Origin of the sequence: Pseudomonas putida, assembly GCF_050989985.1 — a bacterium.
GTDB classification, from domain to species: Bacteria; Pseudomonadota; Gammaproteobacteria; order Pseudomonadales; family Pseudomonadaceae; genus Aquipseudomonas; species Aquipseudomonas putida_AI.
This window is the reverse complement of record NZ_CP158815.1, coordinates 6,626,961-6,648,573: the sequence shown is the minus strand read 5'-3', so window position 1 is coordinate 6,648,573 and position 21,613 is coordinate 6,626,961. Positions and strand designations below refer to the sequence as shown.

17 protein-coding genes and 2 rRNA genes are annotated in these 21,613 nt (G+C 60.4%); 12 read left to right on the top strand and 7 right to left on the bottom strand.

Annotated features, from left to right (window positions below; translation table 11 throughout):
- Window positions 1–70: 70 nt before the first annotated feature.
- A 5S ribosomal RNA gene (rrf, locus tag ABTV29_RS30345) occupies window positions 71–186 on the top strand.
- A gap of 106 nt (window positions 187–292) precedes the next feature.
- Window positions 293–408: ribosomal RNA gene (gene rrf, locus ABTV29_RS30340) — 5S ribosomal RNA — on the top strand.
- Between the two features lie 67 nt (window positions 409–475).
- On the opposite strand, the gene ABTV29_RS30335 is transcribed toward rrf (ABTV29_RS30340), so the two are convergent.
- The 5 genes from ABTV29_RS30335 to ABTV29_RS30315 all read right to left on the bottom strand — a co-directional run bounded on the left by ABTV29_RS30335 (window position 476) and on the right by ABTV29_RS30315 (window position 7,501).
- Window positions 476–937, bottom strand: coding sequence for an SRPBCC family protein (locus ABTV29_RS30335; protein WP_433768169.1), 462 nt, complete (start codon window positions 935–937; stop codon window positions 476–478).
- 29 nt (window positions 938–966) lie between these two features.
- A complete protein-coding gene (locus ABTV29_RS30330) occupies window positions 967–4,383 on the bottom strand; it encodes an amino acid adenylation domain-containing protein (protein WP_433768168.1) in 3,417 nt (1,138 codons plus the stop codon).
- Between the two features lie 13 nt (window positions 4,384–4,396).
- Window positions 4,397–5,326: a diiron oxygenase gene (locus ABTV29_RS30325; protein WP_433768167.1), complete on the bottom strand. Its 930-nt coding sequence runs from the start codon at window positions 5,324–5,326 to the stop codon at window positions 4,397–4,399.
- Window positions 5,323–6,099: a DUF3050 domain-containing protein gene (locus tag ABTV29_RS30320; protein WP_433768166.1), complete on the bottom strand. Its 777-nt coding sequence runs from the start codon at window positions 6,097–6,099 to the stop codon at window positions 5,323–5,325. Before ABTV29_RS30320 ends, ABTV29_RS30325 begins: the two co-directional genes overlap by 4 nt.
- A 691-nt stretch (window positions 6,100–6,790) precedes the next feature.
- On the bottom strand, window positions 6,791–7,501 hold the full coding sequence (locus tag ABTV29_RS30315; protein ID WP_433768165.1) for a GntR family transcriptional regulator: 711 nt from the start codon (window positions 7,499–7,501) through the stop codon (window positions 6,791–6,793).
- A gap of 265 nt (window positions 7,502–7,766) precedes the next feature.
- Here ABTV29_RS30315 and lapG point away from each other — a divergent pair, with 265 nt between their 5' ends.
- A complete protein-coding gene (gene lapG / locus ABTV29_RS30310; protein ID WP_433772077.1) occupies window positions 7,767–8,402 on the top strand; it encodes a cysteine protease LapG in 636 nt (211 codons plus the stop codon).
- Between the two features lie 14 nt (window positions 8,403–8,416).
- Window positions 8,417–10,363 carry a cyclic di-GMP receptor LapD gene (gene lapD / locus ABTV29_RS30305; RefSeq protein ID WP_433768164.1) on the top strand — a complete coding sequence of 649 codons (1,947 nt, stop codon included), beginning with the start codon at window positions 8,417–8,419 and terminating at the stop codon, window positions 10,361–10,363.
- A 156-nt stretch (window positions 10,364–10,519) separates the two neighbouring features.
- On the opposite strand, the gene ABTV29_RS30300 is transcribed toward lapD, so the two are convergent.
- Complete coding sequence (locus tag ABTV29_RS30300) at window positions 10,520–10,885, bottom strand: tryptophan synthase subunit beta (RefSeq protein WP_110967954.1); 366 nt, start codon at window positions 10,883–10,885, stop codon at window positions 10,520–10,522.
- Between the two features lie 229 nt (window positions 10,886–11,114).
- Here ABTV29_RS30300 and ABTV29_RS30295 point away from each other — a divergent pair, with 229 nt between their 5' ends.
- From ABTV29_RS30295 to ABTV29_RS30280, 4 genes are read left to right on the top strand one after another with little or no spacing between them, the layout of a single operon-like run.
- Window positions 11,115–12,002 carry a TauD/TfdA dioxygenase family protein gene (locus tag ABTV29_RS30295; RefSeq protein WP_433768163.1) on the top strand — a complete coding sequence of 296 codons (888 nt, stop codon included), beginning with the start codon at window positions 11,115–11,117 and terminating at the stop codon, window positions 12,000–12,002.
- 18 nt (window positions 12,003–12,020) lie between these two features.
- Window positions 12,021–13,046 (top strand): ABC transporter substrate-binding protein, encoded by a 1,026-nt coding sequence (locus ABTV29_RS30290; protein WP_433768162.1) that lies wholly within the window; start codon window positions 12,021–12,023, stop codon window positions 13,044–13,046.
- A 5-nt stretch (window positions 13,047–13,051) separates the two neighbouring features.
- On the top strand, window positions 13,052–13,912 hold the full coding sequence (locus ABTV29_RS30285; RefSeq protein ID WP_150702583.1) for an ABC transporter ATP-binding protein: 861 nt from the start codon (window positions 13,052–13,054) through the stop codon (window positions 13,910–13,912).
- Between the two features lie 22 nt (window positions 13,913–13,934).
- Window positions 13,935–14,801 (top strand): ABC transporter permease, encoded by an 867-nt coding sequence (locus tag ABTV29_RS30280; RefSeq protein ID WP_433768161.1) that lies wholly within the window; start codon window positions 13,935–13,937, stop codon window positions 14,799–14,801.
- A 77-nt stretch (window positions 14,802–14,878) separates the two neighbouring features.
- Here ABTV29_RS30280 and ABTV29_RS30275 read toward each other — a convergent pair whose 3' ends face one another.
- The gene (locus tag ABTV29_RS30275) at window positions 14,879–15,796 is read right to left on the bottom strand and encodes an RHS repeat-associated core domain-containing protein (protein WP_433768160.1); all 918 of its coding nucleotides are present in this window, start codon (window positions 15,794–15,796) and stop codon (window positions 14,879–14,881) included.
- Window positions 15,797–16,100: 304 nt separating this feature from the next.
- On the opposite strand from ABTV29_RS30275, the gene ABTV29_RS30270 reads away from it, so the two are divergent.
- From ABTV29_RS30270 to ABTV29_RS30255, 4 genes are all read left to right on the top strand, one after another.
- On the top strand, window positions 16,101–17,018 hold the full coding sequence (locus tag ABTV29_RS30270) for a LysR family transcriptional regulator (protein ID WP_433768159.1): 918 nt from the start codon (window positions 16,101–16,103) through the stop codon (window positions 17,016–17,018).
- A gap of 341 nt (window positions 17,019–17,359) precedes the next feature.
- Complete coding sequence (locus tag ABTV29_RS30265) at window positions 17,360–18,892, top strand: MFS transporter (RefSeq protein WP_433768158.1); 1,533 nt, start codon at window positions 17,360–17,362, stop codon at window positions 18,890–18,892.
- A gap of 25 nt (window positions 18,893–18,917) precedes the next feature.
- Window positions 18,918–19,982, top strand: a complete 1,065-nt coding sequence (locus ABTV29_RS30260; RefSeq protein WP_433768157.1) for an HlyD family secretion protein — start codon at window positions 18,918–18,920, stop codon at window positions 19,980–19,982.
- Window positions 19,979–21,550 carry an efflux transporter outer membrane subunit gene (locus tag ABTV29_RS30255; RefSeq protein WP_433768156.1) on the top strand — a complete coding sequence of 524 codons (1,572 nt, stop codon included), beginning with the start codon at window positions 19,979–19,981 and terminating at the stop codon, window positions 21,548–21,550. Before ABTV29_RS30260 ends, ABTV29_RS30255 begins: the two co-directional genes overlap by 4 nt.
- Window positions 21,551–21,613: the final 63 nt, after the last annotated feature.

Here is a 21,613-nt window from a genome sequence, read left to right as displayed (position 1 = left end):
CGCACAACACACAAAGCTGTCACATACCCGATTCGCTGGAACGTCGATAGACGCGTCAGCTCAAGAATTTCTTGACGACCATAGAGCATTGGAACCACCTGATCCCATCCCGAACTCAGAAGTGAAACGATGCATCGCCGATGGTAGTGTGGGGTTTCCCCATGTGAGAGTAGGTCATCGTCAAGATTAAATTCCGAAACCCCAATTGCGAAAGCAGTTGGGGTTTTGTTTTAGTAGAAGTCACCAATTTTCGCCGGAACGTTACGCTCGTAACGGGCTGGTCACAGAATTTCTTGACGACCATAGAGCATTGGAACCACCTGATCCCATCCCGAACTCAGAAGTGAAACGATGCATCGCCGATGGTAGTGTGGGGTTTCCCCATGTGAGAGTAGGTCATCGTCAAGATTGAATTCCAGAACCCCTGTCTGCTCGCGCAGACAGGGGTTTTGTCTTTCTTGGCTGGCCAAATGCGTCAGGCAAACAGCCTCGACACATTCTCCATCGCATCATCGGCAAACCCCTGAACGAACGTCTTGAAGCCAGCTTCGGCGTCGCCCTGAACAGGTTCGGCAATGATGCTCCAGGTCGCGATGGATCGGTCCTGGCCAACAGCTTCAACCTGCATCGCCGCCCACAGATTGAGCACACCCAAGGTGTTGTAGATCGTGGTCCAAGTCATGTTCATGGCCCGGTCATCGCGGGAGTTGAGCTGCTCAACCACCAGGTTGCCATCCTTGAAAAACTTCTTGCGCAAGGACGACACACCTTCCCCCGTCATCTCGATATGTGACAGCGCCGGGATGAATTGGTGAAAGCCGGCAAAGTTGCCGACCACAGCCCAGACCTTCGCGGCATCGGCAGGCACCTCCACCGAAGAGACGACATGGCAGCCATTCGGATTCTTGATCAGGGTATCGGGTTTCAGATTGATCATGGTTTTGCTCCATTGCGGGTTGTGATGAATCAGATGAAATTGATTTCCTTGAGGTAGTCGCAACCACGACGCAGCAGCGCCGCCGACTTTTCCGGGTAACGCGCACCCATCTGCCGCACGCCGGCCTGGGCGTTGTCGTGGCCAATCATTGAGATGTCGCCGATGTCTTCCTCGAAGCCGTTGAGGTAGAACCCCAGCACACCGAACAACGCGTTATCGCTATCGACCCGCCCCAGTTGCTGCTGCCAGTCGGCGACGCTGACCAGAGAGAATTCCCGGCCGGATTCACGAAAGGACGCCACATAGCATTCCCAGCTCAGGGGCTCGGGGTTGTGCAGGTTGAACACCGCTTTTTCCGGCTGGTAGCGGCTGGCATGGAAAGCGATGAAGCGAGCGAGGAAATCCACCGGCATCAAGTCGAAATTGAGCGCGAACTCCGGCACCTGACCGAGCTGGATCGAACCCTTAAGCATCAGCATCAAACGGTTCTTGTGCGGCTGGCACACGCCCGTGAGGCTGTTGAAGCTGATGTTGCCCGGGCGATAGAGATTGACCCACACGCCGCGCTCGCGTGCGCGTTCGAGGATCCGCTCGCCCACCCACTTCGACAGGTTGTAGCCATTCTTGATGTAGATCGGCGGGGTTTGTGCGGCAGGCAGTTCGAGCACCCTGCCATCGCTGGCAATGGTGCTGGAGGCCGACAGCGTCGAGACGAAGTTGAAGATCTTTTTGCTGCGCCCTTCACACAGTCGCAAGCACTCGAAAATCGGCTCGACGTTGTCCCGTGCCAGCGACTCGTAATCGAGCACGTGATTGACGTTGGCGGCGTTGTGCACCAATGCGCCGAACTCCCGATCCAGTCGTTCGTAAACCTCCTGTGGGAGCCCCAGGGACGGCTGGGTGATGTCCGCCGCATAAACCCGCACCCGACTCAGATCCAGATGCTCCAGCCGGTTCTCCCGCAGCGCCAGGGCGAAACGTTCGGCAGCCGATTGCCCGTTGCCGTCGCGAACCAGGCACGCCACTTCGCTCGCGCCCCACGCCAGCAGCGCTTCGACGATATGCACCCCGACAAAGCTATTGGCACCGGTAACAATCACCTTGTGTACATCGCCCAGACGCCCCATAGGCAATGGCTGCACCTGAAGCTCGCGCGAGGCGTCAGCCAAGGCCTGTTCGCTGAGCACTTCTTCGGTGCCGCAGCCACGGACCAGCGTTGCCAGCTTCGCGATGGTGGGCAGTTCGATGAAGCGGTTGATCGAAATGCTGCGGCCGAACTCCTCGCGCAAGCGCAGCAGCATGCGCGACAGTAGGATTGAATGACCGCCGAGATTGAAAAAGCTTTCGTCGGTTGAGATATCGCTCGCCGGCAAGTCCAACAACTCGGCCCATATCTCCCGCAACAGCGCTTCATCGGCATTGACCGGCAGGCAGCGCACGCTGCTCTTGCTGAGGCTCACCGGCAGCTCCAGCAACGCCTTGCGATCCACCTTGCCGTTGCTCGCATACGGCAGGCTCGCCAGCTCAGTCCAAGCAGCAGGCTGCATGTAGTCCGGCAGATGCTGCGTCGCATGGGCTCGCAACGCCTCACGCGCGTCGCCAGGCTCGTCTTCCCGAGGCTGGGCGAGGAAGGCCAGAACCCGTCGCTGGCTGTCGATCACCACCGCCACCTGACGGTACAACTGGCTATCGCGCAGGCAGCGCTCGATCTCTTCCGGCTCGACCCGAAAACCGCGAATCTTCACCTGATGGTCACGCCGACCGCACAACTCGATCCCGCTTGCCGTCCACTTCGCCATATCACCGGTGCGATAGGCCCGCAGGCTCCGGCCATCCGGCAGGTTCAGGTGCAGATAGCGCTCGGCGGTCTGTTGTGGATTGTTCAAGTAGCCCAGGCACACACCCGGCCCGACGATGTACAGCTCGCCGAGTGTCTGCTCCATCACGGGCTGCAAATCCTCATCGAGAACCAGCACCTGACTGTTGGCGATGGGACCGCCCAGGCAGCGATTGTGATCGCCGGCCTGCATTTGACGCGCGGTGACCAGCACCGTGGCTTCAGTAGGGCCATAGAGGTTGTAGAGCTTGCCCTGGCGGGTCAGTTGTTCGATGACCCACGGCTCGCAGACATCGCCCCCCGTCATCACGTGGTCGAGGCCGCGCAGTTGCTCCAGCGGCAGAATGCTCAACAGCGCCGGCGGCAAAAAAGCGTGGCTCAGCCGATGCTGGCGGATCAGCTCCACCAGTTGCAGAGGGTCGCGACGCTGGTCTTCGTCAGGCACGATCAGCTCCGCGCCCTGCAACAAGGTCGGGAAAATGTCGATCAGCGACGAGTCGAAACCCAGCGAAGAAAACTGCAGCACCCGACTCTGCCCGGTCAGTTGCACATAGTCGGCGTACCAGGCGGTGAAATGGGCGAGATTGGCCTGGCTGAGCAGCACGCCTTTGGGCTGGCCGGTGGTGCCCGAGGTATACAGCGCCATGCACGGCGCTTCGAGATCGGGGCGATGGCGCATCAGCGGTTGGTCGAGGTTCACCCCCTCGGCGTCGATGGCAGTGATGTCCAGGCCAGGCAAGTCGGCGGCGAGCGGATGCTGCCCGTCATGCAGCAGAACCACCGCACCCGCGTTCGACAGGATGTACTGCTGACGTTGCAGCGGATGGCTCGGCTCCAGCGGCAGGTACACCGCGCCGCAGCCCAGGATCGCCAGAATCCCCGCATACAATTCGCTGCACTTCGGCAGGCAAATGCCCACCACCAACGGCCCCTCCCGTTGATCAAGCAAGGGTTGCAAGCGTTGCTGGATAGCGAGGCTCAGGGCATGGAGTTGGCCATAGTCGAGCGAGCTGCCAGCAACCCTCAGCGCCGGTCGCCGGGCACACTGAATGAAGCGTTGTTCAAGGCGCTCGATCATTGGCACCTGGGCCTGAGCCAGCAATCGAGGATCGGCCGTCGCGTTGCGCTGGTGAACGAAGGCCAGGCTGTCGAGAAACAGCAGGTTTTCAATCTGTTCGAAGTGAACGCCAGTAATCGATTCGGCGAGCCGGAAATACTCGGCGTCCCGCGAATAGCGACTGACCAGCAAGGCCACCTGATCCACCAGCTCCGCGACGGCGCGCAGACGCAGTGCCTGTCCGTTTCCCGAAGGCTCATCGGCGATCGGCACGGGGCGCAGCCGCCTGGAATCGACTGTGCATAACAGGTCCAGCGAAGGCAGGCCCGAAGCGCCGGGCAGGCCGATGCCTAACTGCAGCGTCAGGCGCGGTGCATCACTGAGCAGCGGCCAATCGAGGCTTGCATCATCGATCAACAGGTCTACGCCAGCCGGCGAAGGTACATCGAGCGTCGTCACCCGGGCCAGCGTATGTCCGTGTTGTTCCAGTTCCAGCTGCAGGTCGGTCAGGGCCTGGCTTCGTCCAATGAGCAGAATGTCGAGACGTCTCATGATGTACTCCTCGTCAAATCAGGTAGTCGCTCAAGGCGCTTTGCACGCACGGCGAATCGAGCAGCGAGCTGCTGCGAAAGAACCGCACGATGTTGGTCACCAACGGGTGGTGTCGATTGATCGGGAAGGCCAGCCCCGACACCTCGCTGCGCAGGGCATGGCGCGCTGCGTCGCTGATCGGCAAGGCATTGATCAGGCGCAAGTCGAAGGACTTCTGGATATCGTTGGTCAGGTAATGGCCGATAAACACCGGCAGGATCTGCGCGATGCACTGGCGGTCCTCTTCACTCGCGGTGTGCCAGTAGATACGCACCATCCGCGACCAGAAACCGGAGTGCCGACCTTCGTCGAGCAAGTGATCGGCCATCAGCCCCTTGATCGATTGCTTGACCGTGTCGTCCTTGGCGAACGCGGCGACATCGCCGGTCACGGTGTTCTCCGCGATCGCCACGCAGATCAGTTCCACGGCACTGCGCAGGTGTGGTGGTGCCAGGTCGATGGCCGCCGGAATCGCCCGGCTCAATTCGATTTCACCCGGTAGCTCGATGGGCTCGATGCCGGTCATGGCCACGGTCTGCTGCATGAAGTCCATGGCCACCAGCGCGTGGTAATCCTCATCGACCACCACGGTCATGGCGTCGTAGCGACAGGCAAACGGGAAGGCCAGGTCGAAGCGATTCTTGGCGATGCTGCGCGCTGTCTTGTCGACGATCTCGGTTTCGAAAATCACCACGTCGTTGATGAATTTGTACAGCGTCTGCACCAGCGCAAAATCACGTTGTCCGGGGCATTCGCGCAGGAAGGTTTCGCTGAGCACCAGTGGCTGGCGACTCAAGGGGTAGATCAATTTGTCGTCGTTCTCCAGCACACGACGGGGGCGGGTGCGGATGGTGGCGCGACTCTCCCAGGCATCGGCGAACGACAGGTAATCGGCGGCGTTCATACGTTCACCTCCACCAGCGGCTCGCTCATGCTCAGGCGCAGGCCGTCCCACAGGGCGATGCGGCTTTCCACGGCGGCGAGGGCGCTGGCGTACACGTCCTGTTCACGCTGCGGGTCGGCACCGATCAGCCGTGCCAGGAGTTTTTCCGCGGCGGGGCCGTGGTCCTCCGAGTCGACTTCAATGTGTCGCTCAAGGTAGTAGCGAAAGGTCGGGGCCTGTTCAATGCCGATGCCCCAGTCATCGAGAATGCGCTGGAACATCTGCGGGATCACACTCTCGCGACCATGCAGGAACGCCGCCGCGACACTGTGCCCCGGCGCATGCAGCGCGGTGTGCAGGGTATGGCGCACGAAGCGCGCAGCGGCCGGGTCGACATCCACGCTTTGCAACGCCACGTCGTAGCTCACGCCTTCCCGTTGCAGCGCCACGAAGCGTTCCACCGCGGCGGTACTGGCGCCGACTTCGCGCATGGCATCCAGATACAACTCGAAATGGCTGTAGTGACCCTGGGCCGGACGGTCATCGGACTCTTCACCCAGCACGATTTCATTGATCAACCGGGCTGCCTGCGGATCGCGCGGCGGCAGCCAGGGCAGGTGTGTGCAGGTCAGTTCCTGTTGCAGGCGTTTGGTCAGCGACATGAAATCCCACACGGCAAATACATGGCTTTCCATGAAGCGCTGCAATACCGGAAGCGAATTGATTTCCGAGAAGATGGGGTGCGCGCTAAGTTCGGATTTTCTTTGCTCTAGACGTTCTTTAGTTGCGTTCATGGATACATCCTTGAATGATCGGAAGTTGTGTTCGGATACGGCTTGATCGCAATTGAAAGTTTTCTGTTGGCGAGCAGGCGCCTCAACGGAATTGATGGTTATTGATGGCTGAAAGCTCTGGTTGTGTACCTGTAGGCCGCATGCTGCGGCGGCGCTGGAAAAGTTAGTACACAAATTTAGTGTCGGGCAAGTTATTTAGTAAATATTCAGAAGTTTAACTTTCGTAGGTGCGACAACTTCCAATAAGACTTTTGATTAAAGTTTTATTTGTGCGTAGTTACTCCTTCCGCCTTATATAAGTCAGAATTTTTATAAAGAGTGAATGCCTCACTCGAAGCAACTTTCCAATGACGTTCGTCGAGGTGTTTGAGGGGATGCAAGTGAGCCGAGGATGGCGTCGACGCTCTCCAATCCCGTGGCAAGACTCCTTCCGTTGGTTCCTGGTGTGGGGTCTGCGTCACTGCTGCAGGTGTCGCCCGTTCATGGCTCGTTGTCGACCCAGGATTTAGCGTAATTCAAGGCGGGGGCTATCACCGAGACATGCGAGTCGGTGGCGGATGTATAGGGGGAGAAAATGTAAGCGGATGGTTCGCCGACGGCTTTTGGCAGGAGCACGACATGCCTGCGATAGCGTCACCAGGTCGCTATCGCAGGCTGTCCATGCTTCTGAAGGTTGTGACTGAAGAGCGTTCTATTTAGAGGCTTTTCTGCTCTGGGCCTCGGGGCTTTCGAGGTAGCGGGTAATGACTTCGACACCTCGATTGAGGTGATGTGTCAGCAATTCCACCGAACCGTCGACGTCGCGATTTTCGGCGGCTCGCAACAATGCGCGGTGGTCTTCCTGGGACAGTTTGCCCAGTCCCATGGCCTCCAGGTTGAAACGCAGGAAACGTTCTTCCTCGTTCAACCCGTCCTCCACCAGTTTCAGCAGGCGTTTGTTGCCCGCCTTGCAGTACAGCGACATGTGGAAAAGACGATTGAGACGGCCGATTTCGGTGTAGTCGTGTTCCGTTTCCAGTTCGTCGATATAGCGGGCCGCCTGTTCCAGATCCGCGGCGTCCAACAGCGGGACCGAAAGACGCAGGGCCTCGGACTCCAGCAGGATGCGCAGCGCATAGGTTTCCACGGCATCGCCCTGGACCAGAGGCGCCACCACGGCCCCTTTGTGGGCAACCACGTTGAGCAGTGACTGGGCTTCGAGCTGGCGCAGGGCTTCGCGCACGGGCATGCGGCTGACCCCGAACAGATCGGCCAGATCCTGTTGGCGCAGTGCAATGCCGCAAGGCAGGCGACCATCCAGAATCGCCGCACGCAAGGTCTCTTCAATGATTGAACGAGCCAGGTGCGCCGGAATCGGCCCGTTGACCTTGATGCTGCTGAGAGGGTTGGGCTTTTGTGTCACTACAACTCACCCTGATTGACTGGTTTATTTTTGGATCCAACTGACACTAGTACCACCTGACGGCTTGTCAAACTTGCAACACCGAGGCTTTTCCTAATTCTAGCCCGCCGTGGGTGATCTCACCGTGCCATTGTTTTTTCAAGGGCTAACCTACACCATCAACCGACTTCGACCTGCCTTTCCAGGGTGCCTTGCATTGGCTTTACCTTTCCCAACCTCCCGGATATTGCGCGGGCTGTGCGGCGCCTTGCTGCTCGCTGGCGTGATGCTGGGCGATGTGTTGGGCGATGCGCAGGTCGATTGGGATTTTTCCCTGATCGTCCGTCAAGCGCAGGCATTGTACGGACCTTTGGGTGAAGGCCAGAAGCGTATTGATGATTGGCAACAGTTGCTGGCCACCCAACAGTCAATCAGCGAGCTGGAACAGCTCAACCGGGTCAATCGGTTCTTCAATCAGCGAATGCGTTACGTCGAAGACATCGACCTGTGGCATCAGGTCGATTACTGGGAAACGCCGATCGAAGCCTTGTGGAAAGGCGCCGGCGATTGCGAAGACTACGCTATTGCCAAGTATTTCAGCTTGCGCCATCTCGGGGTGGCCAGCGACAAATTGCGCATCACCTACGTAAAGGCCTTGCGCTTGAATCGCGCGCACATGGTGCTGACCTATTACGCACGCCCCGATGCCATGCCGCTGGTGCTCGACAGCCTGACCGACAGTATCCAGCCGGCCAGCGAGCGTACGGATTTGCTGCCGGTCTACTCTTTCAATGCAGAAGGGTTGTGGTTGCCCGGTGCCAAGGGCAACCAGAAGGTCAGTGATACCAAGCGCCTGTCCCGTTGGCAGGATCTGCTGAAGAAAATGCAGGCCGAAGGATTTCCGGTCGAGACCACTCACTAGGAGCATGCCCACAGATGTCCTTGTTCAAACAGCTATTGATCGCAATCTGTCTGTTCCTGGTCGTCGCCTTCACCGGCAGCTTCATGGTCAGCCTGGAAAGCTCGCGCACCCAATACGTCAACCAGCTGCGCTCCCACGCCCAGGACGCCGCGACGGCATTGGCGCTGTCGCTGACGCCGAACATCGATGACCCGGCGATGACCGAATTGCTGGTCAGCTCGATTTTCGATAGCGGCTACTACGCGAGCATCCGGGTGGTCGATCTGTCCAACGGCAAAACGCTGGTCGAACGCAGCGGCATTCCGGCCGATACCCAAGTGCCGGATTGGTTCGTCAGGCTGATCGGCCTGGAGGCTGCCGGGGGCGATGCGATTGTCAGCCGCGGTTGGGAGCAGGCAGCGCGCGTCGAGGTGGTCAGCCACCCGATGTTCGCCCTGGCCAAGTTGTGGCAAAGCGCGCTGGGCAGCCTGGCCTGGCTGTTGATCTGCGGCGTGGTCAGCGCGGTGTTGGGGGCGCTGTTGCTGCGTCGACAACTCAAACCGCTCGACTACATGGTGCAACAGTCCCACGCCATCGCCCGTCGCGAGTTTCTCAGCCTGCCGCAATTGCCGCGTACACCTGAGTTGCGGCGCGTGGTGCAGGCCATGAACCAGATGGTCGAGAAGCTCAAGGCGCTGTTTCAGGAACAGGCCGAGCGCAGTGAAAAACTGCGGACCGAGTCCTATCAGGACAACCTGACGGGGCTCGCCAATCGCCGCTATTTCGAGATGCAATTGAACGCGCGGGTGAGTAACCCGGAACAGGCCAGCTCCGGCTACCTGTTGTTGCTGCGGGTGCAGGATCTGGCGGGCCTCAACCAGCGCTTGGGCGGTCAGCGCACCGATGAATTGCTGAAGGCGGTGGGCGAGCAATTATCCCGCGAATGCGCCCGCTATCCGGCCACGCAAAACCTCGTCACGCGCATCCGTGGCGGCGAGTTTGCCGTGCTGGCGCCAGGGTTGATGCGCGAAGAAGCGCTGCAACTGGCGCAACACCTCGACTCGGCACTGGCCAGCCTGCATGCGACCGGCGCCACCGACGTGGCCTCGGTCGCCGCGATCGGCCTGGCACCCTTTGTTCACGGTGACACACCGCAAGCGGTGCTCGGCCTGGCGGACCAGGCATTGGCGCAGGCCGAAGGCCAGGTGGATTCTCATTGGGTGTGCCTGGATCACAGCGCCTCGGTCGATGTCGGCGATGATCATCATGCCTGGCACAAGCTGCTGGACGTGGCCCTGAACCAACGGCGCTTTCGTTTGTATTTCCAGCCGGTGGTGGCCAGCCAGGACACGCAATTGGTGCTGCATTACAAGGTGCTGTCCCGGCTGATCGACGACCAGGGCCAGAGCGTTCCGGCGGGTCGCTTCCTGCCGTGGCTGCAGCGCTTCGGCTGGGCGGCCCGGCTCGATCGCCTGATGCTGGAATTGGTGCTGGAGCAGATGGACGATCACGAAGCATCGCTGGCGCTGAACCTGTCGTCGGCCACCCTGGATGATCCGCAGGCGTTGAATGCGCTGCTCGACCTGCTGCGTTCGCATTCCAATCTGGGACCGCGCCTGACCCTGGAAATCGGCGAAGAACAATTGCCGGAGCAAGCCCAGCTGGAAGACCTGACGAGGCGTTTGCGCAGCCTCGGGTTCTCATTGAGCCTGCAACACTTCGGCGGGCGCTTCAGCATGATCGGCAACTTGGCGCGGCTCGGCCTGGCATACCTGAAGATAGATGGCAGCTACATCCGCGCGATCGACCAGGAGAGCGACAAGCGCCTGTTCATCGAAGCCATCCAGCGCGCGGCCCATAGCATCGATTTGCCGTTGATTGCCGAGCAGGTTGAAACCGAGGGCGAGCTGGCGGTGATTCGGGAGATGGGGGTGTATGGGGTTCAGGGGCGGTTGGTGGGTGAGCCGAAGCCTTGGCAGTAAGACTTGGGATTTGAGTTGAATGTCATGCCGTCATCGCGAGCAGGCTCGCTCCCACAATGGTCCTATATTGCACACAAATCCTGCGACCACACCGATCAACTGTAGGAGCGAGCCTGCTCGCGATGACGGCAGTACCGACGCTGAAGATCTCGAGGCTTAGATAAACCCTTCCTCATCATCATCAACCAAATGACTCAACCCCCCCAAAGCCTCCCGGGCCTGGGTCCGGTCCATCAGTTTGGCCTGTGCGGCAGCCGGCAAGTCGGTGACCAGGATCACGCCCTTGCTGATCAGCACTTCGATCAAGTCGTCGAGTACCCGGATCATTTCCAGGTCGCTCTGCTTGAGTTGCTTGAGCTGTTTTATCTGCTTGAGCTGTTTGAGGCTGGTGGCCATGACTTCGTTGGCGAACCAGGCCTGCAGGTCGGGGTGGTCGGCCGGCAGCGTTTCCGTGGACTCGGCATAGGCTTCGGCTTCGACGCGCATCAGTTGCCCTTCTGTATTGCGTTGCACGTAGAACATTGAGCATCCCTCAGAAGTGAACAGCGTCATGCTGTCAGCAGCATAGGCGAAATACGCCATATGGTTATTCGCTAACGGTATTTAAAATCGCGTTCTTATACCTATAAAGTCACACCCCTGCGTACCTGCCGACCAATCGGCGCGCCGCACGACACGAACCAACACGGGACCTCCGTGAGTTTCTGATCGACGCGCGCGCCCTTGAGCGTGCCGTGCGTGGGAGTGATTTATGTCAGCCGTTTCAGCATCGCCAGTCATCGCGCCACAACACTTTGAAATCCGCCCGTTCAGCGGTGCGGTGGGGGCCGAAATCCTTGGCCTCGATTTGTCCCGCCCGATCAACGATCAGGACTTCGCGCGCATTCACCGCGCACATCTGGACTATCACGTCGTGGTGTTCCGCGACCAGCGCATCACCCCCGAACAACAGATCGCCTTCAGTCGCCGTTTCGGCGTGTTGCAGATCCATGTGCTCAAGCAGTTCCTGCTGACCGGTCACCCGGAAATCCTCATCGTTTCCAACATCATCGAGAACGGCCAGAACATCGGCCTGGGTGATGCCGGCAAATTCTGGCACTCCGATCTTTCCTACAAGGAACTGCCGAGCCTGGGCTCGATGCTGCACGCCCAGGAGCTGCCGTCCGAAGGCGGCGACACCCTGTTCGCCGACATGCACAAAGCCTGGGACAGCCTGCCCGAGGCGCTACGCAAAGCGGTCGAAGGTCGCTCCGCGGCGCACTCCTACACGGCGCGTTACAGCGAAACCAAATTCGAAGGCAACTGGCGCCCGACGCTGACCCCGGAGCAGCTCGCGCAAGTCGCCGAAGTCATTCATCCGGTGGTGCGCACGCACCCGGAAAACGGGCGCAAGGCGCTGTTCGTCAGCGAGGGCTTCACCACCCGCATCGTTGGCCTGCCGGAGGACGAGAGCCAGCAACTGCTGGCCGAGCTCTACGCCCACAGCGTCTTGCCGCAAAACATCTACCGCCATCAATGGCAGCCCCACGACCTGGTGTTCTGGGACAACCGTTCGCTAATCCACCTTGCCGCCGGCTGCCCCAGCCATCTGCGCCGCAAGCTGTATCGCACCACCATCCAGGGCGACGCGCCTTTCTGATTTGCCGGAGATCCGATCATGTCCAAACGTCTTCCATTCGCACCGCTGGCCGCGGCCATCGGCCTGGGTTTCAGCCTGATCGCCGGCAGCCTGGTGGCGCCGACCGTGGCCCACGCCGAAGGTGAAATCCGCATCGCCGAACAGTTCGGCATCGTCTACCTGCTGCTCAACGTCGTGCGCGATCAAAACCTGATCGAGAAGTACGGCAAGCAGGAAGGCATCGACATCAAGGTCGACTGGACTCAGCTCTCCGGTGGCGCGGCAGTCAACGATGCGTTGCTCTCCGGCTCCATCGACATTGCCGGTGCCGGCGTCGGCCCGCTGCTGACCATCTGGGACCGCACCCACGGCAAGCAGAACGTCAAGGCCGTGGCCTCCCTGGGCAACTTCCCGTACTACCTGGTGAGCAATAACCCGAACGTCAAAACCATCGCCGACTTCACCGAGAAGGACCGCATCGCGGTGCCGGCGGTGGGCGTTTCCGTGCAGTCGCGCTTCCTGCAATACGCGGCGGCCAAGCAGTGGGGCGACAAGGAGTTCAATCGCCTCGACAAGTACACCATCGCCGTTCCGCACCCTGATGCCACGGCAGCGCTGGTCGCTGGCGGCACCGAGCTGACCGGGCACTTCTCCAACCCGCCGTTCCAGGATCAGGCGCTGGAAAACAAGAACGTGCACGTGGTGCTTAACACCTACGACCTGCTCGGCCCGAACTCGCCGACGGTGCTGTTCGCCACCGAGAAATTCCGCAACGAAAACCCGAAAACCTACAAAGCCTTCGTCGATGCCCTGACCGAAGCTGCGCAATTCGCCCAGAACGATAAAGGCGCTGCGGCGGACACCTACATTCGTGTCACCAAGGCGAAGATCGAGCGCGCAGAGTTGCTGAAAATCATCGACAACCCGCAGTTCGAATTCAGTGTCACGCCGAAAAACACCTACCCGCTGGCCGAGTTCCTCTACCGCGTCGGCGCGATCAAAAACAAACCGGACTCGTGGAAGGATTACTTCTTCCAGGACGCCAAGCCGCTGCAAGGGAGCTGACGCACATGAACGCCCCTTTGCAAGGCCACACGGTCAGCAAACCGGCCACGGCAGCCCAAGCGCTGCTGTCGGTCGATAACGTCAGCCTGGAATACCGCACGCCGCAACGGGTGGTGCGGGCGACCCATCAAGTGAGTTTCGAGATCGACCCGGCAGACCGTTTTGTCCTGCTCGGGCCATCCGGTTGCGGCAAGTCGACCCTGCTCAAGGCTGCCGCCGGATTCATTCAGCCAGTGGAGGGCGAGATCCGTCTGCAAGGCCAGCGCGTGGATGCGCCGGGGCCGGACCGGATCGTGGTGTTTCAGGAATTCGATCAACTGCCACCGTGGAAAACCGTCAAACAAAACGTGATGTTTCCGCTGCTGGCCTCGAAAACCCTCAAGCGCAAAGAGGCCGAAGAGCGCGCGCTGCACTACCTGGAGAAGGTTGGCCTGGCGGCGTTTGCCGATGCCTATCCGCATACCTTGTCCGGCGGCATGAAGGCGCGAGTGGCCATCGCGCGGGCGTTGGCGATGCAGCCGAAAATCCTCCTGATGGACGAACCCTTCGCCGCCCTCGACGCCCTGACCCGGCGCAAGATGCAGGAAGAATTGCTGCTGCTTTGGGAAGAGGTGCGCTTCACTCTGCTGTTCGTCACACACTCCATCGAAGAGGCGCTGGTGGTGGGTAATCGCATCCTGCTGCTGTCGCCGCATCCGGGGCGGGTGAGGGCGGAAGTCCACAGCCATCAATACGATTTGCACAGTCTGGGCGGCGTGGCGTTCCAGGAATCGGCGCGACGCATTCACAGATTGTTGTTCGATGAAGGCCAGTCGCCGGAGACCGAGCGCGAACTGGATTTCGCCGACATCCGCATCGCTTATTGAGCCAGTTTTCGAGGAGGGCCCGATGAGCCATTTATCATCCCCGCGTGAAGAGTTCGAAACCGTATTGCAGCCACTGACCAGCGTGCCGCTGGAGCGTGAATTGCCCCTTGGCCAACGCCTGTGGCAACAGGGCTGGCTGCGCAAAAGCCTGATCCTGATTTTGCTCGCCGTGCTGTGGGAAGCCGTCGCCCGTTATCAGAACAACGACCTGCTGCTGCCGAGCTTCCTGCAAACCGCCCATGCGCTGTACGACGGTCTGCTCAGCGGCGAGTTGCTGGGCAAGGTGTGGATTTCCCTGGTGGTGCTGCTCAAGGGCTATCTGATCGGCATCGTCCTGGCGTTCGGCCTGACCACCCTGGCGGTCTCGACCCAGTTCGGTCGCGACCTGCTGAGCACCCTGACCTCGATGTTCAACCCGTTGCCGGCCATCGCTCTGTTGCCGCTGGCGCTGCTGTGGTTCGGCCTGGGGCAGAACAGCCTGATCTTCGTGCTGGTGCACTCGGTGCTCTGGGCGCTGGCGCTGAACACCTACGCCGGTTTCCTCGGCGTCTCCGAAACCCTGCGCATGGCCGGACGCAACTACGGCCTCAAGGGCATGCGCTTCGTGCTGTTCATCCTAATCCCCGCGGCGCTGCCGTCGATCCTGGCCGGGCTGAAAATTGGCTGGGCCTTTGCCTGGCGTACATTGATTGCGGCGGAACTGGTGTTCGGTGCGACCAGTGGCAAGGGCGGGTTGGGCTGGTACATCTTCCAGAACCGTAATGAGCTGTACACCGACAAGGTATTTGCCGGGTTGGCGGTGGTGATTCTGATTGGGTTGCTGGTGGAGAATCTGGTGTTTGATTCGCTGGAGCGGGTGACGGTGAAGCGGTGGGGGATGCAGCGCTAAGCCAATAGAACGTGGCCGATGTGTGGAAATTAGTAGGAACCAGTAATTGTCCACACAGCGCACCAGTTCGAATCAGCTCATGTCTTCCTGATGTTGTCGCGGCCAGTGTCCAGGGAGTTGGGGTCAACCTCAGCATATGGACTTGATGAAGAGGGGATTCGGCGTTGGCTAACGGGGGGGGGAGCGTTTGACGGCCCATAGCTGGAAGGGTGCCCAGTTGAGGTATTGGTAGCTCCATTTTTTAGATTGCGTGGATGGGCATCAGACCTTTCTTGTAGCTTCTTCAAATGAGGACTGTTGCCATAGCCAGGTGGATTCGATGAGTTTGCAGGTTGCCTCGAAGAGCCCCCGAAATAGTTAGAAGCGTTCCCGGATGCTGAGCTCTCTCCTACAACGTTTTGATGCAACCCGCCGCTTCGAGCTGTGGGTAATACCTTTGAGGTTGACGCATTCCCGAACTGTATCGTTTTCGGATTTGATGCTCCCATTGTCTGGAGCAATCTTCCGCGGTCGCTAATGGTTGAAACCAAGGCTTTCAACGGGTTTTGGCCAACAGTTCTTTGTGCTTGATAGGTGCTAAAAAAAGTATTTTTTGCCTCTATAAAATAGGTGAAACCAGTGCGGACAAGGGGGAGAAGAGCATGCCCCGACGGATCCGAATTCATCAGCGGCTCCCCGTGGCAATACATATACGCATTCCTCCCCCCCTTATCGTGCGGACTCAAGCTGTCCGGACTGTGAAAACGCATCAACCGAGGGTTGTAAGCACGGTAGCCGTTGCCCAGCAAATACAAATCGAATCCCGGCTCGCGCAGTTCACCGTTGAACCCTAGCCGCGTCATGACCGCAAGTTGCGCCGAATGTTGGCCGTAGGGTGAGTACCGAATGAGATTGGTGTTATTCGCATGGATTTCGGCGTGTACCGAGTTTTTGAGATCTGTCGCCAGCAGCACCGTGTATTGCCCGGTTGGGTTCTGTTTCTTGGCTTGAGTCATGCCGAAGACCTCTGCGGGAGGATAGAGGTGAATGTCTGGCTTAGTTTCACCCTTCACGACCAAGGTTGAGAACTAGCAGAACTGATAGTGGCTGGGGCGGGTGGTGATGGTGACAGTGCCGACGCTTTCGCGAGCAGGCTCGCTCCTACAAGGGTTATTTGTCGTGCACAAATTCTGCGCTCACTGAAGAGCCACTGTAGGAGCGAGCCTGCTCGCGAAGAGGCCGGGACAGCCGACACAACATTGGAAGTATGTTTGCTAGCATTGCGTTTGAATCAACTCTGATCAAACAAGAGTGCTCGCCATGCAACTCCCCGACATGAACCTTCTGATCGCCCTCGACGCCCTGCTCGACGAAGGCAGCGTGGTGGGCGCCGCGCGACGGATGAACCTCAGCCCGGCGGCCATGAGCCGAACGCTGACGCGTATCCGCGAGGCCATTGGCGATCCGATCCTGGTGCGTGCCGGCCGTGGTCTGGTACCCACGCCCAAGGCGTTGGAGCTGCGCGACCAGGTTCGGGATCTGGTCGAGCAGGCCGAGCAGTTGTTTCACTCGGCCCGGGTCGTGGACCTGAGCAGTCTGCGTCGGCGATTCAGCATTCGGGCCAATGATTTTTTTGTGGGCATTTACGGCGGTAAGTTGTTCGACACCCTGCAGCGTCAGGCGCCGCATTGCGAACTGCGCTTTGCGCCTGAGGGCGATGGCGATGATGAGGCCCTGCGGGAGGGGCGTATCGATCTGAGCGTCAGCAATAACCGCCCGCTGATGCCGGAAGTGAAGGTGCAAAACCTGTTTTCCACCCAGTTTGTCGGCCTGGTGCGTGAGGATCATCCGCTGCTCGATGAAGAGATCACTGCCGAGCGATTCGCTCGGTATTCCCATATCAGCATGTCCCGCCGCGGAATCGCCCGCGGGCCGATCGATACGGCACTCAATGCCCTGGGGCTGGAGCGGCATGTGGCGTTGATCGCGCCGAGCTTCCATGCGGCGATGTTCGCGCTGCCTGATACAGATCTGATTCTGCCAGTGCCCAGGGAAACGCTGTTGAGTGTTCGCCGGCTGGGCATGAAGTTGCGCTCGTTCACCTTGCCGATCCCTTTGCCGACTGTCGTGCTGAGCCAGGCCTGGCATCCGCGATTCGATAACGACCCCGCACACCGCTGGCTGCGTGAAACACTGAAGCGTTGCTGCGAAGAGACATGGCTGGCAGCTCAATCCTGAAGAGAGCAAACAGACTTTGTGGCGAGGGAGCTTGCTCCCGCTGGGTCGCGAAGCGGCCCCAAAAGAGGGACTGCTGCGCAGTCCAGCGGGAGCAAGCTCCCTCGCCACAGATTCTTCTACTAAACCGAAACCGCACTTCCTAACACCTATGGATGGTGGTCCCCCCGACACGGCGGTGTTAGTTTTCCCCATAATTTCTTTCCGAATCAGCGATCAGTTCTCGCTCATTTTTGTCATTCAATTGCTGCGTCCAGCGCACTTATACATTGCCAATAAGTCAGTTTTCGACAGCGATTGGCCTTCGTAGACTGCCACCTCAATTAATTCGGAGTTGTGAACCGATGACCTCAATAACGGCCTCGGTGCCTTTGGCTGCGCCCGCGCCGGCCGCCGCACCCACGGTGTTTGGTCTGCGGATCATTGTTGGCCTGGTGGGCGTGTTGCTGGCGGTGCTGGTGGCGGGCCTGAACGAAATGGTGACCAAGGTCGCGCTGGCCGACATTCGTGGCGGCCTGGGCATTGGCTACGACGAGGGCACCTGGCTGGTCGCCAGCTATGCCGCGACCTCGGTGGCGGCCGCAGCCTTCGCGCCCTGGTGTGCGGTGACGTTCTCGTTGCGCCGTTTCACCCTCTGCGCCATCAGCGCGTTCACCCTGTTGGGGGTGCTGTGCCCGCTGGCGCCGAACTACGAAAGCCTGCTGGTGTTGCGCACCCTGCAAGGCCTGGCGGGCGGCGCGCTGCCTCCGATGCTGATGACCGTCGCACTGCGTTTTCTGCCGGCCAATGTAAAGGTCTTCGGCCTGGCCGGTTATACCTTGACCGCCACCTTCGGCCCGGGGCTCGGCACACCCTTGGCGGGGCTGTGGAGCGAGTATGTCGGCTGGCAATGGACGTTCTGGCAGATCGTTGCGCCCTGCCTGATCGCCATGGCGGCGGTGGCCTATGGCATCCCCCAGGACCCGCTGCGGCTGGAGCGTTTCAAGCAGTTCAACTGGCGCGGTCTGCTGTTGGGTTTTCCGGCGATCTGCATGCTGGTGATCGGCATCCTGCAAGGCAATCGGCTGGACTGGTTCGAGTCGAATCTGATCAGCGCCTTGCTGGCCGGTGGTTCGTTGCTGCTGGTGGCATTTCTGATCAACGAATGGTCGCAGCCGGTGCCGTTTTTCAAGATGCAGATGCTCGGCATCCGCAACCTGTCGTTCGCCTTGCTGACCCTGTCCGGGGTACTGGTGATTTTGCTGGCGGTGATCATCATTCCGTCCAGTTACCTTGCGCAGGTTCAGGGGTATCGCCCGGTGCAGACCGCGCCGATCACGCTGTTGGCGGCGCTACCGCAGTTGATCGCGCTGCCGTTGGTGGCGGCGCTGTGCAACCTGCGTTGGGTCGATTGCCGTTGGGTGCTGGGGATTGGCTTGAGCATGCTGGCGCTGTCTTGCCTGGGCGGATCGCAGCTGACGTCGGAGTGGATTCGCGATGACTTCTATGTGCTGCAGCTGCTGCAGATCTTCGGCCAGCCCATGGCGGTGCTGCCGCTGTTGATGCTGTCCACCGGCAGTATCCAGCCGATGGATGGGCCGTTCGCCTCGTCCTGGTTCAACACCGTGAAAGGCCTGGCGGCGGTGATTGCCACCGGCGTGCTGGAGACCTTGACCACCGCCCGCTTGCACTTTCACTCGACGATGCTGGTCGATCGCCTGGGCAACTCGCCCCTGGCCGATTCCGATAGTGCAGGCCTTGCCCACCGGCTGCACGAGCAGGCCGTGGTGCTGACCTCCTCAGATCTTTATCTGTGCATGGCCGGCATCGCCGTCGCGCTGATCCTGCTGATTTTCTGGATGCCGACGCGGATCTATCCACCGCGCGCTCCGACTTGAATGCTCCACTGAAACCGAGGTTTTTATGACGACTCAATCAAAGCAAAAAGTGGCCGTGGGCGTTGCCGTCGTGATCGCGGTGGGCGCGATGGTTTACTTGCTGACGCCTGGCCTGTTCGGCCAACGTACGCAACAGACCACCAACGACGCTTATGTCTCGGCGGACTACACGCTGGTGGTGCCGCGCGTGGCCGGGTTTATCAAGCAAGTGCTGGTGGAAGACAACCAACAGGTCAAGGCCGGACAGTTGCTGGCGCTGATCGATGACCGCGATCTGCGCGCCGCCGCCGATGCCGCCGCCGCCGAGGCGCTGGTGGCGCAGGCGCAGCTGCAAAATGCCAGGGCGACCCTCGAGCGCCAGGCGTCGGTGATCGCCCAGGCGCAGGCGACGGTGGTGTCCGCCAAGGCGGAAATGGCCTTCGCCGAGCATGAACTCAATCGCTACAACCATCTCGCCGGGGTGGGCGCAGGCACCGTGCAGAATGCGCAGCAGGCGCGTACCCGCATCGACCAGGCCAGCGCCCGCTTGACCAATGCCACGGCGGTGCTGGCCGCCGAGCGCAAGCAGGTGGACATCCTTACCGCGCAGCGCGACGGTGCCGAAGGTGGACTGAAGCGGGCACAGGCGAAACTGGAAATCGCCCGTTTTGATTTGTCCTACACCCGCATCGTCGCGCCGCAGGATGGCATGGTCGGTGAGCGTGCCGTGCGTGTCGGCGCCTATGTCACACCGGGCAGCAAGCTGCTGGCGGTGGTGCCCCTGGCCCAAGCCTATGTGGTGGCCAACTTCCAGGAAACCCAGTTGACCCATGTGCAGCCGGGGCAGGATGTGCAGGTGCGCGTCGACACCTTTGGCGGAGAAGCGCTGAACGGGCGGGTGGAGAGCATTGCACCCGCTACCGGCGTGACCTTCGCCTCGGTCAAGCCGGACAACGCGACGGGTAACTTCACCAAGGTTGTGCAGCGGATTCCGGTGAAGATCGTGCTGGAACCGGGGCAGCCGTTGGCCGAGCGGTTGCGGGTGGGGATGTCGGTGGAGGCGCGGATTGATACGGCGAGTGTGAAGGCCAATGAGGTTGTTCAGCGATGAAGAGTTTCGTTGCCCCGGCCGACGCCATCGCGAGCAGGCTCGCTCCCACAGGGGATCCGCTTCTGAATGGAGATTCTCGGTACGACACAGACCCAATGTGGGAGCGAGCCTGCTCGCGAAGAGGCCATAAGCCTCGCCTCACCCTTTGTGCCTTGTTCATCATGAGCCTCTCAGCCTGCACCGTCGGCCCGGACTTCCACAAACCTGAGTCCCAGCCCGTCACCGAATGGGCAAAACCAAAAAAAGCCGCCCCCAGCCAGGCCATCGCCGACACCCTGGGCGAGCGCTGGTGGGAAGTTTTCAACGATCCAAAACTCTCGGCGCTGAGCCATCGCGCCCTGACCGATAACCTCGACCTCAAGCTCGCCAGCAGTCGCCTTGAGCAAAGCCGGGCGGTGCGTCAGGTGATCACCGCCGACCGTTATCCAACCACCGCCGTCGGCGGCAGTTACAGCCGTAAACGCAACAGCAGCGAAGGTTTGATGGACCCATCGGGGAATAACGGCAATTCCGCGTTCAACCTGTGGGATGCCGGTTTCTCGGCCTCCTGGGAACTGGATTTGTGGGGCCGCGTGCGCCGCGAAACCGAAGCTGCCGACGCCACGCTGGAAGTCGCGGAAAACGACCGCCGGGGCGTGTTGCTGTCGGTGCTCGCCGAGACCGCTCAGGACTACATTCAGCTGCGCGGCGTGCAAAACACCCGGGCGGTCACCGAGCAGAACCTAGAGGTGGCTCGCCACAGCCTGAAGCTGTCGCAACTGCGCCTGGGCGATGGTGTGGCGACCGATCTGGATGTCGCTGAAGCGGCCGCGCAAGTCGCCGCCATCGAGTCGCGCCTGCCAGCGCTGGAACAGCGCCAGGCACAGCTGATCAACGCCTTGAGCCTGTTGATGGGCGAGCCGCCCCAGGCGCTGGCGAGCGAATTGTCCAGCGACGCACCGGTGCCGCAGACGCCACGTCAGGTCGCCATCGGCCTGCCGTCGCAACTGGCCGAGCGGCGCCCGGACATTCGCCAGGCCGAAGCCCGACTGCATGCCGCCACCGCGAGCATCGGCGTGGCCAAGGGCGATTTCTATCCACGCATTACCCTGTCAGGCAATGTCGGTTCGCAAGCCATGCAGTTGAGCGATTTCGGTTCCTGGGGCTCGCGTACGTTCGGTATCGGCCCGCAATTCAGCCTGCCGCTGTTCGACGGTGGGCGCCTGCGTGGCGTGCTGAATCTGCGCGAAGCCCAGCAACAGGAAGCCGCCATTGCCTACCAGCAGACTGTATTGCGGGCCTGGCATGAAATCGACGACCAGCTGAGCGCCTACAACGCCAGCCAATTGCGCCGCGACAGCCTGGCCGAAGCGGTGCGGCAGAACCAGGTCGCCCTGCAAACCGCGCAGCGGCAATACACCGAGGGCGTGGTGGATTTCGTCAACGTCCTCACCGTGCAAGGTGCGTTGCTGGCGACGCAGGAGCAATGGGTCGAGAGCTCCACCGGCGTATCGTTGGCCGCCGTCGGGTTGTACAAGGCGCTGGGTGGCGGATGGGAGTCGGTGTACCCGTTGGCAGCGCAACGCTGAGCCTGACGCTCACTTCATCGGTTCGCCGTTCCGGACCGCGACATCGCGATAGGCAGTGGCCTA

Bases quoted from the DNA above. Each gene is read 5' to 3' on its own strand.
- ABTV29_RS30335 (WP_433768169.1), bottom strand. From the start codon at position 937: ATGATCAATCTGAAACCCGATACCCTGATCAAGAATCCGAATGGCTGC.
- ABTV29_RS30330 (WP_433768168.1), bottom strand. From the start codon at position 4,383: ATGAGACGTCTCGACATTCTGCTCATTGGACGAAGCCAGGCCCTGACC.
- ABTV29_RS30325 (WP_433768167.1), bottom strand. From the start codon at position 5,326: ATGAACGCCGCCGATTACCTGTCGTTCGCCGATGCCTGGGAGAGTCGC.
- ABTV29_RS30320 (WP_433768166.1), bottom strand. From the start codon at position 6,099: ATGAACGCAACTAAAGAACGTCTAGAGCAAAGAAAATCCGAACTTAGC.
- lapG (WP_433772077.1), top strand. From the start codon at position 7,767: ATGCTGGGCGATGTGTTGGGCGATGCGCAGGTCGATTGGGATTTTTCC.
- lapD (WP_433768164.1), top strand. From the start codon at position 8,417: ATGTCCTTGTTCAAACAGCTATTGATCGCAATCTGTCTGTTCCTGGTC.
- ABTV29_RS30300 (WP_110967954.1), bottom strand. From the start codon at position 10,885: ATGTTCTACGTGCAACGCAATACAGAAGGGCAACTGATGCGCGTCGAA.
- ABTV29_RS30295 (WP_433768163.1), top strand. From the start codon at position 11,115: ATGTCAGCCGTTTCAGCATCGCCAGTCATCGCGCCACAACACTTTGAA.
- ABTV29_RS30290 (WP_433768162.1), top strand. From the start codon at position 12,021: ATGTCCAAACGTCTTCCATTCGCACCGCTGGCCGCGGCCATCGGCCTG.
- ABTV29_RS30285 (WP_150702583.1), top strand. From the start codon at position 13,052: ATGAACGCCCCTTTGCAAGGCCACACGGTCAGCAAACCGGCCACGGCA.
- ABTV29_RS30280 (WP_433768161.1), top strand. From the start codon at position 13,935: ATGAGCCATTTATCATCCCCGCGTGAAGAGTTCGAAACCGTATTGCAG.
- ABTV29_RS30275 (WP_433768160.1), bottom strand. From the start codon at position 15,796: ATGACTCAAGCCAAGAAACAGAACCCAACCGGGCAATACACGGTGCTG.
- ABTV29_RS30270 (WP_433768159.1), top strand. From the start codon at position 16,101: ATGCAACTCCCCGACATGAACCTTCTGATCGCCCTCGACGCCCTGCTC.
- ABTV29_RS30265 (WP_433768158.1), top strand. From the start codon at position 17,360: ATGACCTCAATAACGGCCTCGGTGCCTTTGGCTGCGCCCGCGCCGGCC.
- ABTV29_RS30260 (WP_433768157.1), top strand. From the start codon at position 18,918: ATGACGACTCAATCAAAGCAAAAAGTGGCCGTGGGCGTTGCCGTCGTG.
- ABTV29_RS30255 (WP_433768156.1), top strand. From the start codon at position 19,979: ATGAAGAGTTTCGTTGCCCCGGCCGACGCCATCGCGAGCAGGCTCGCT.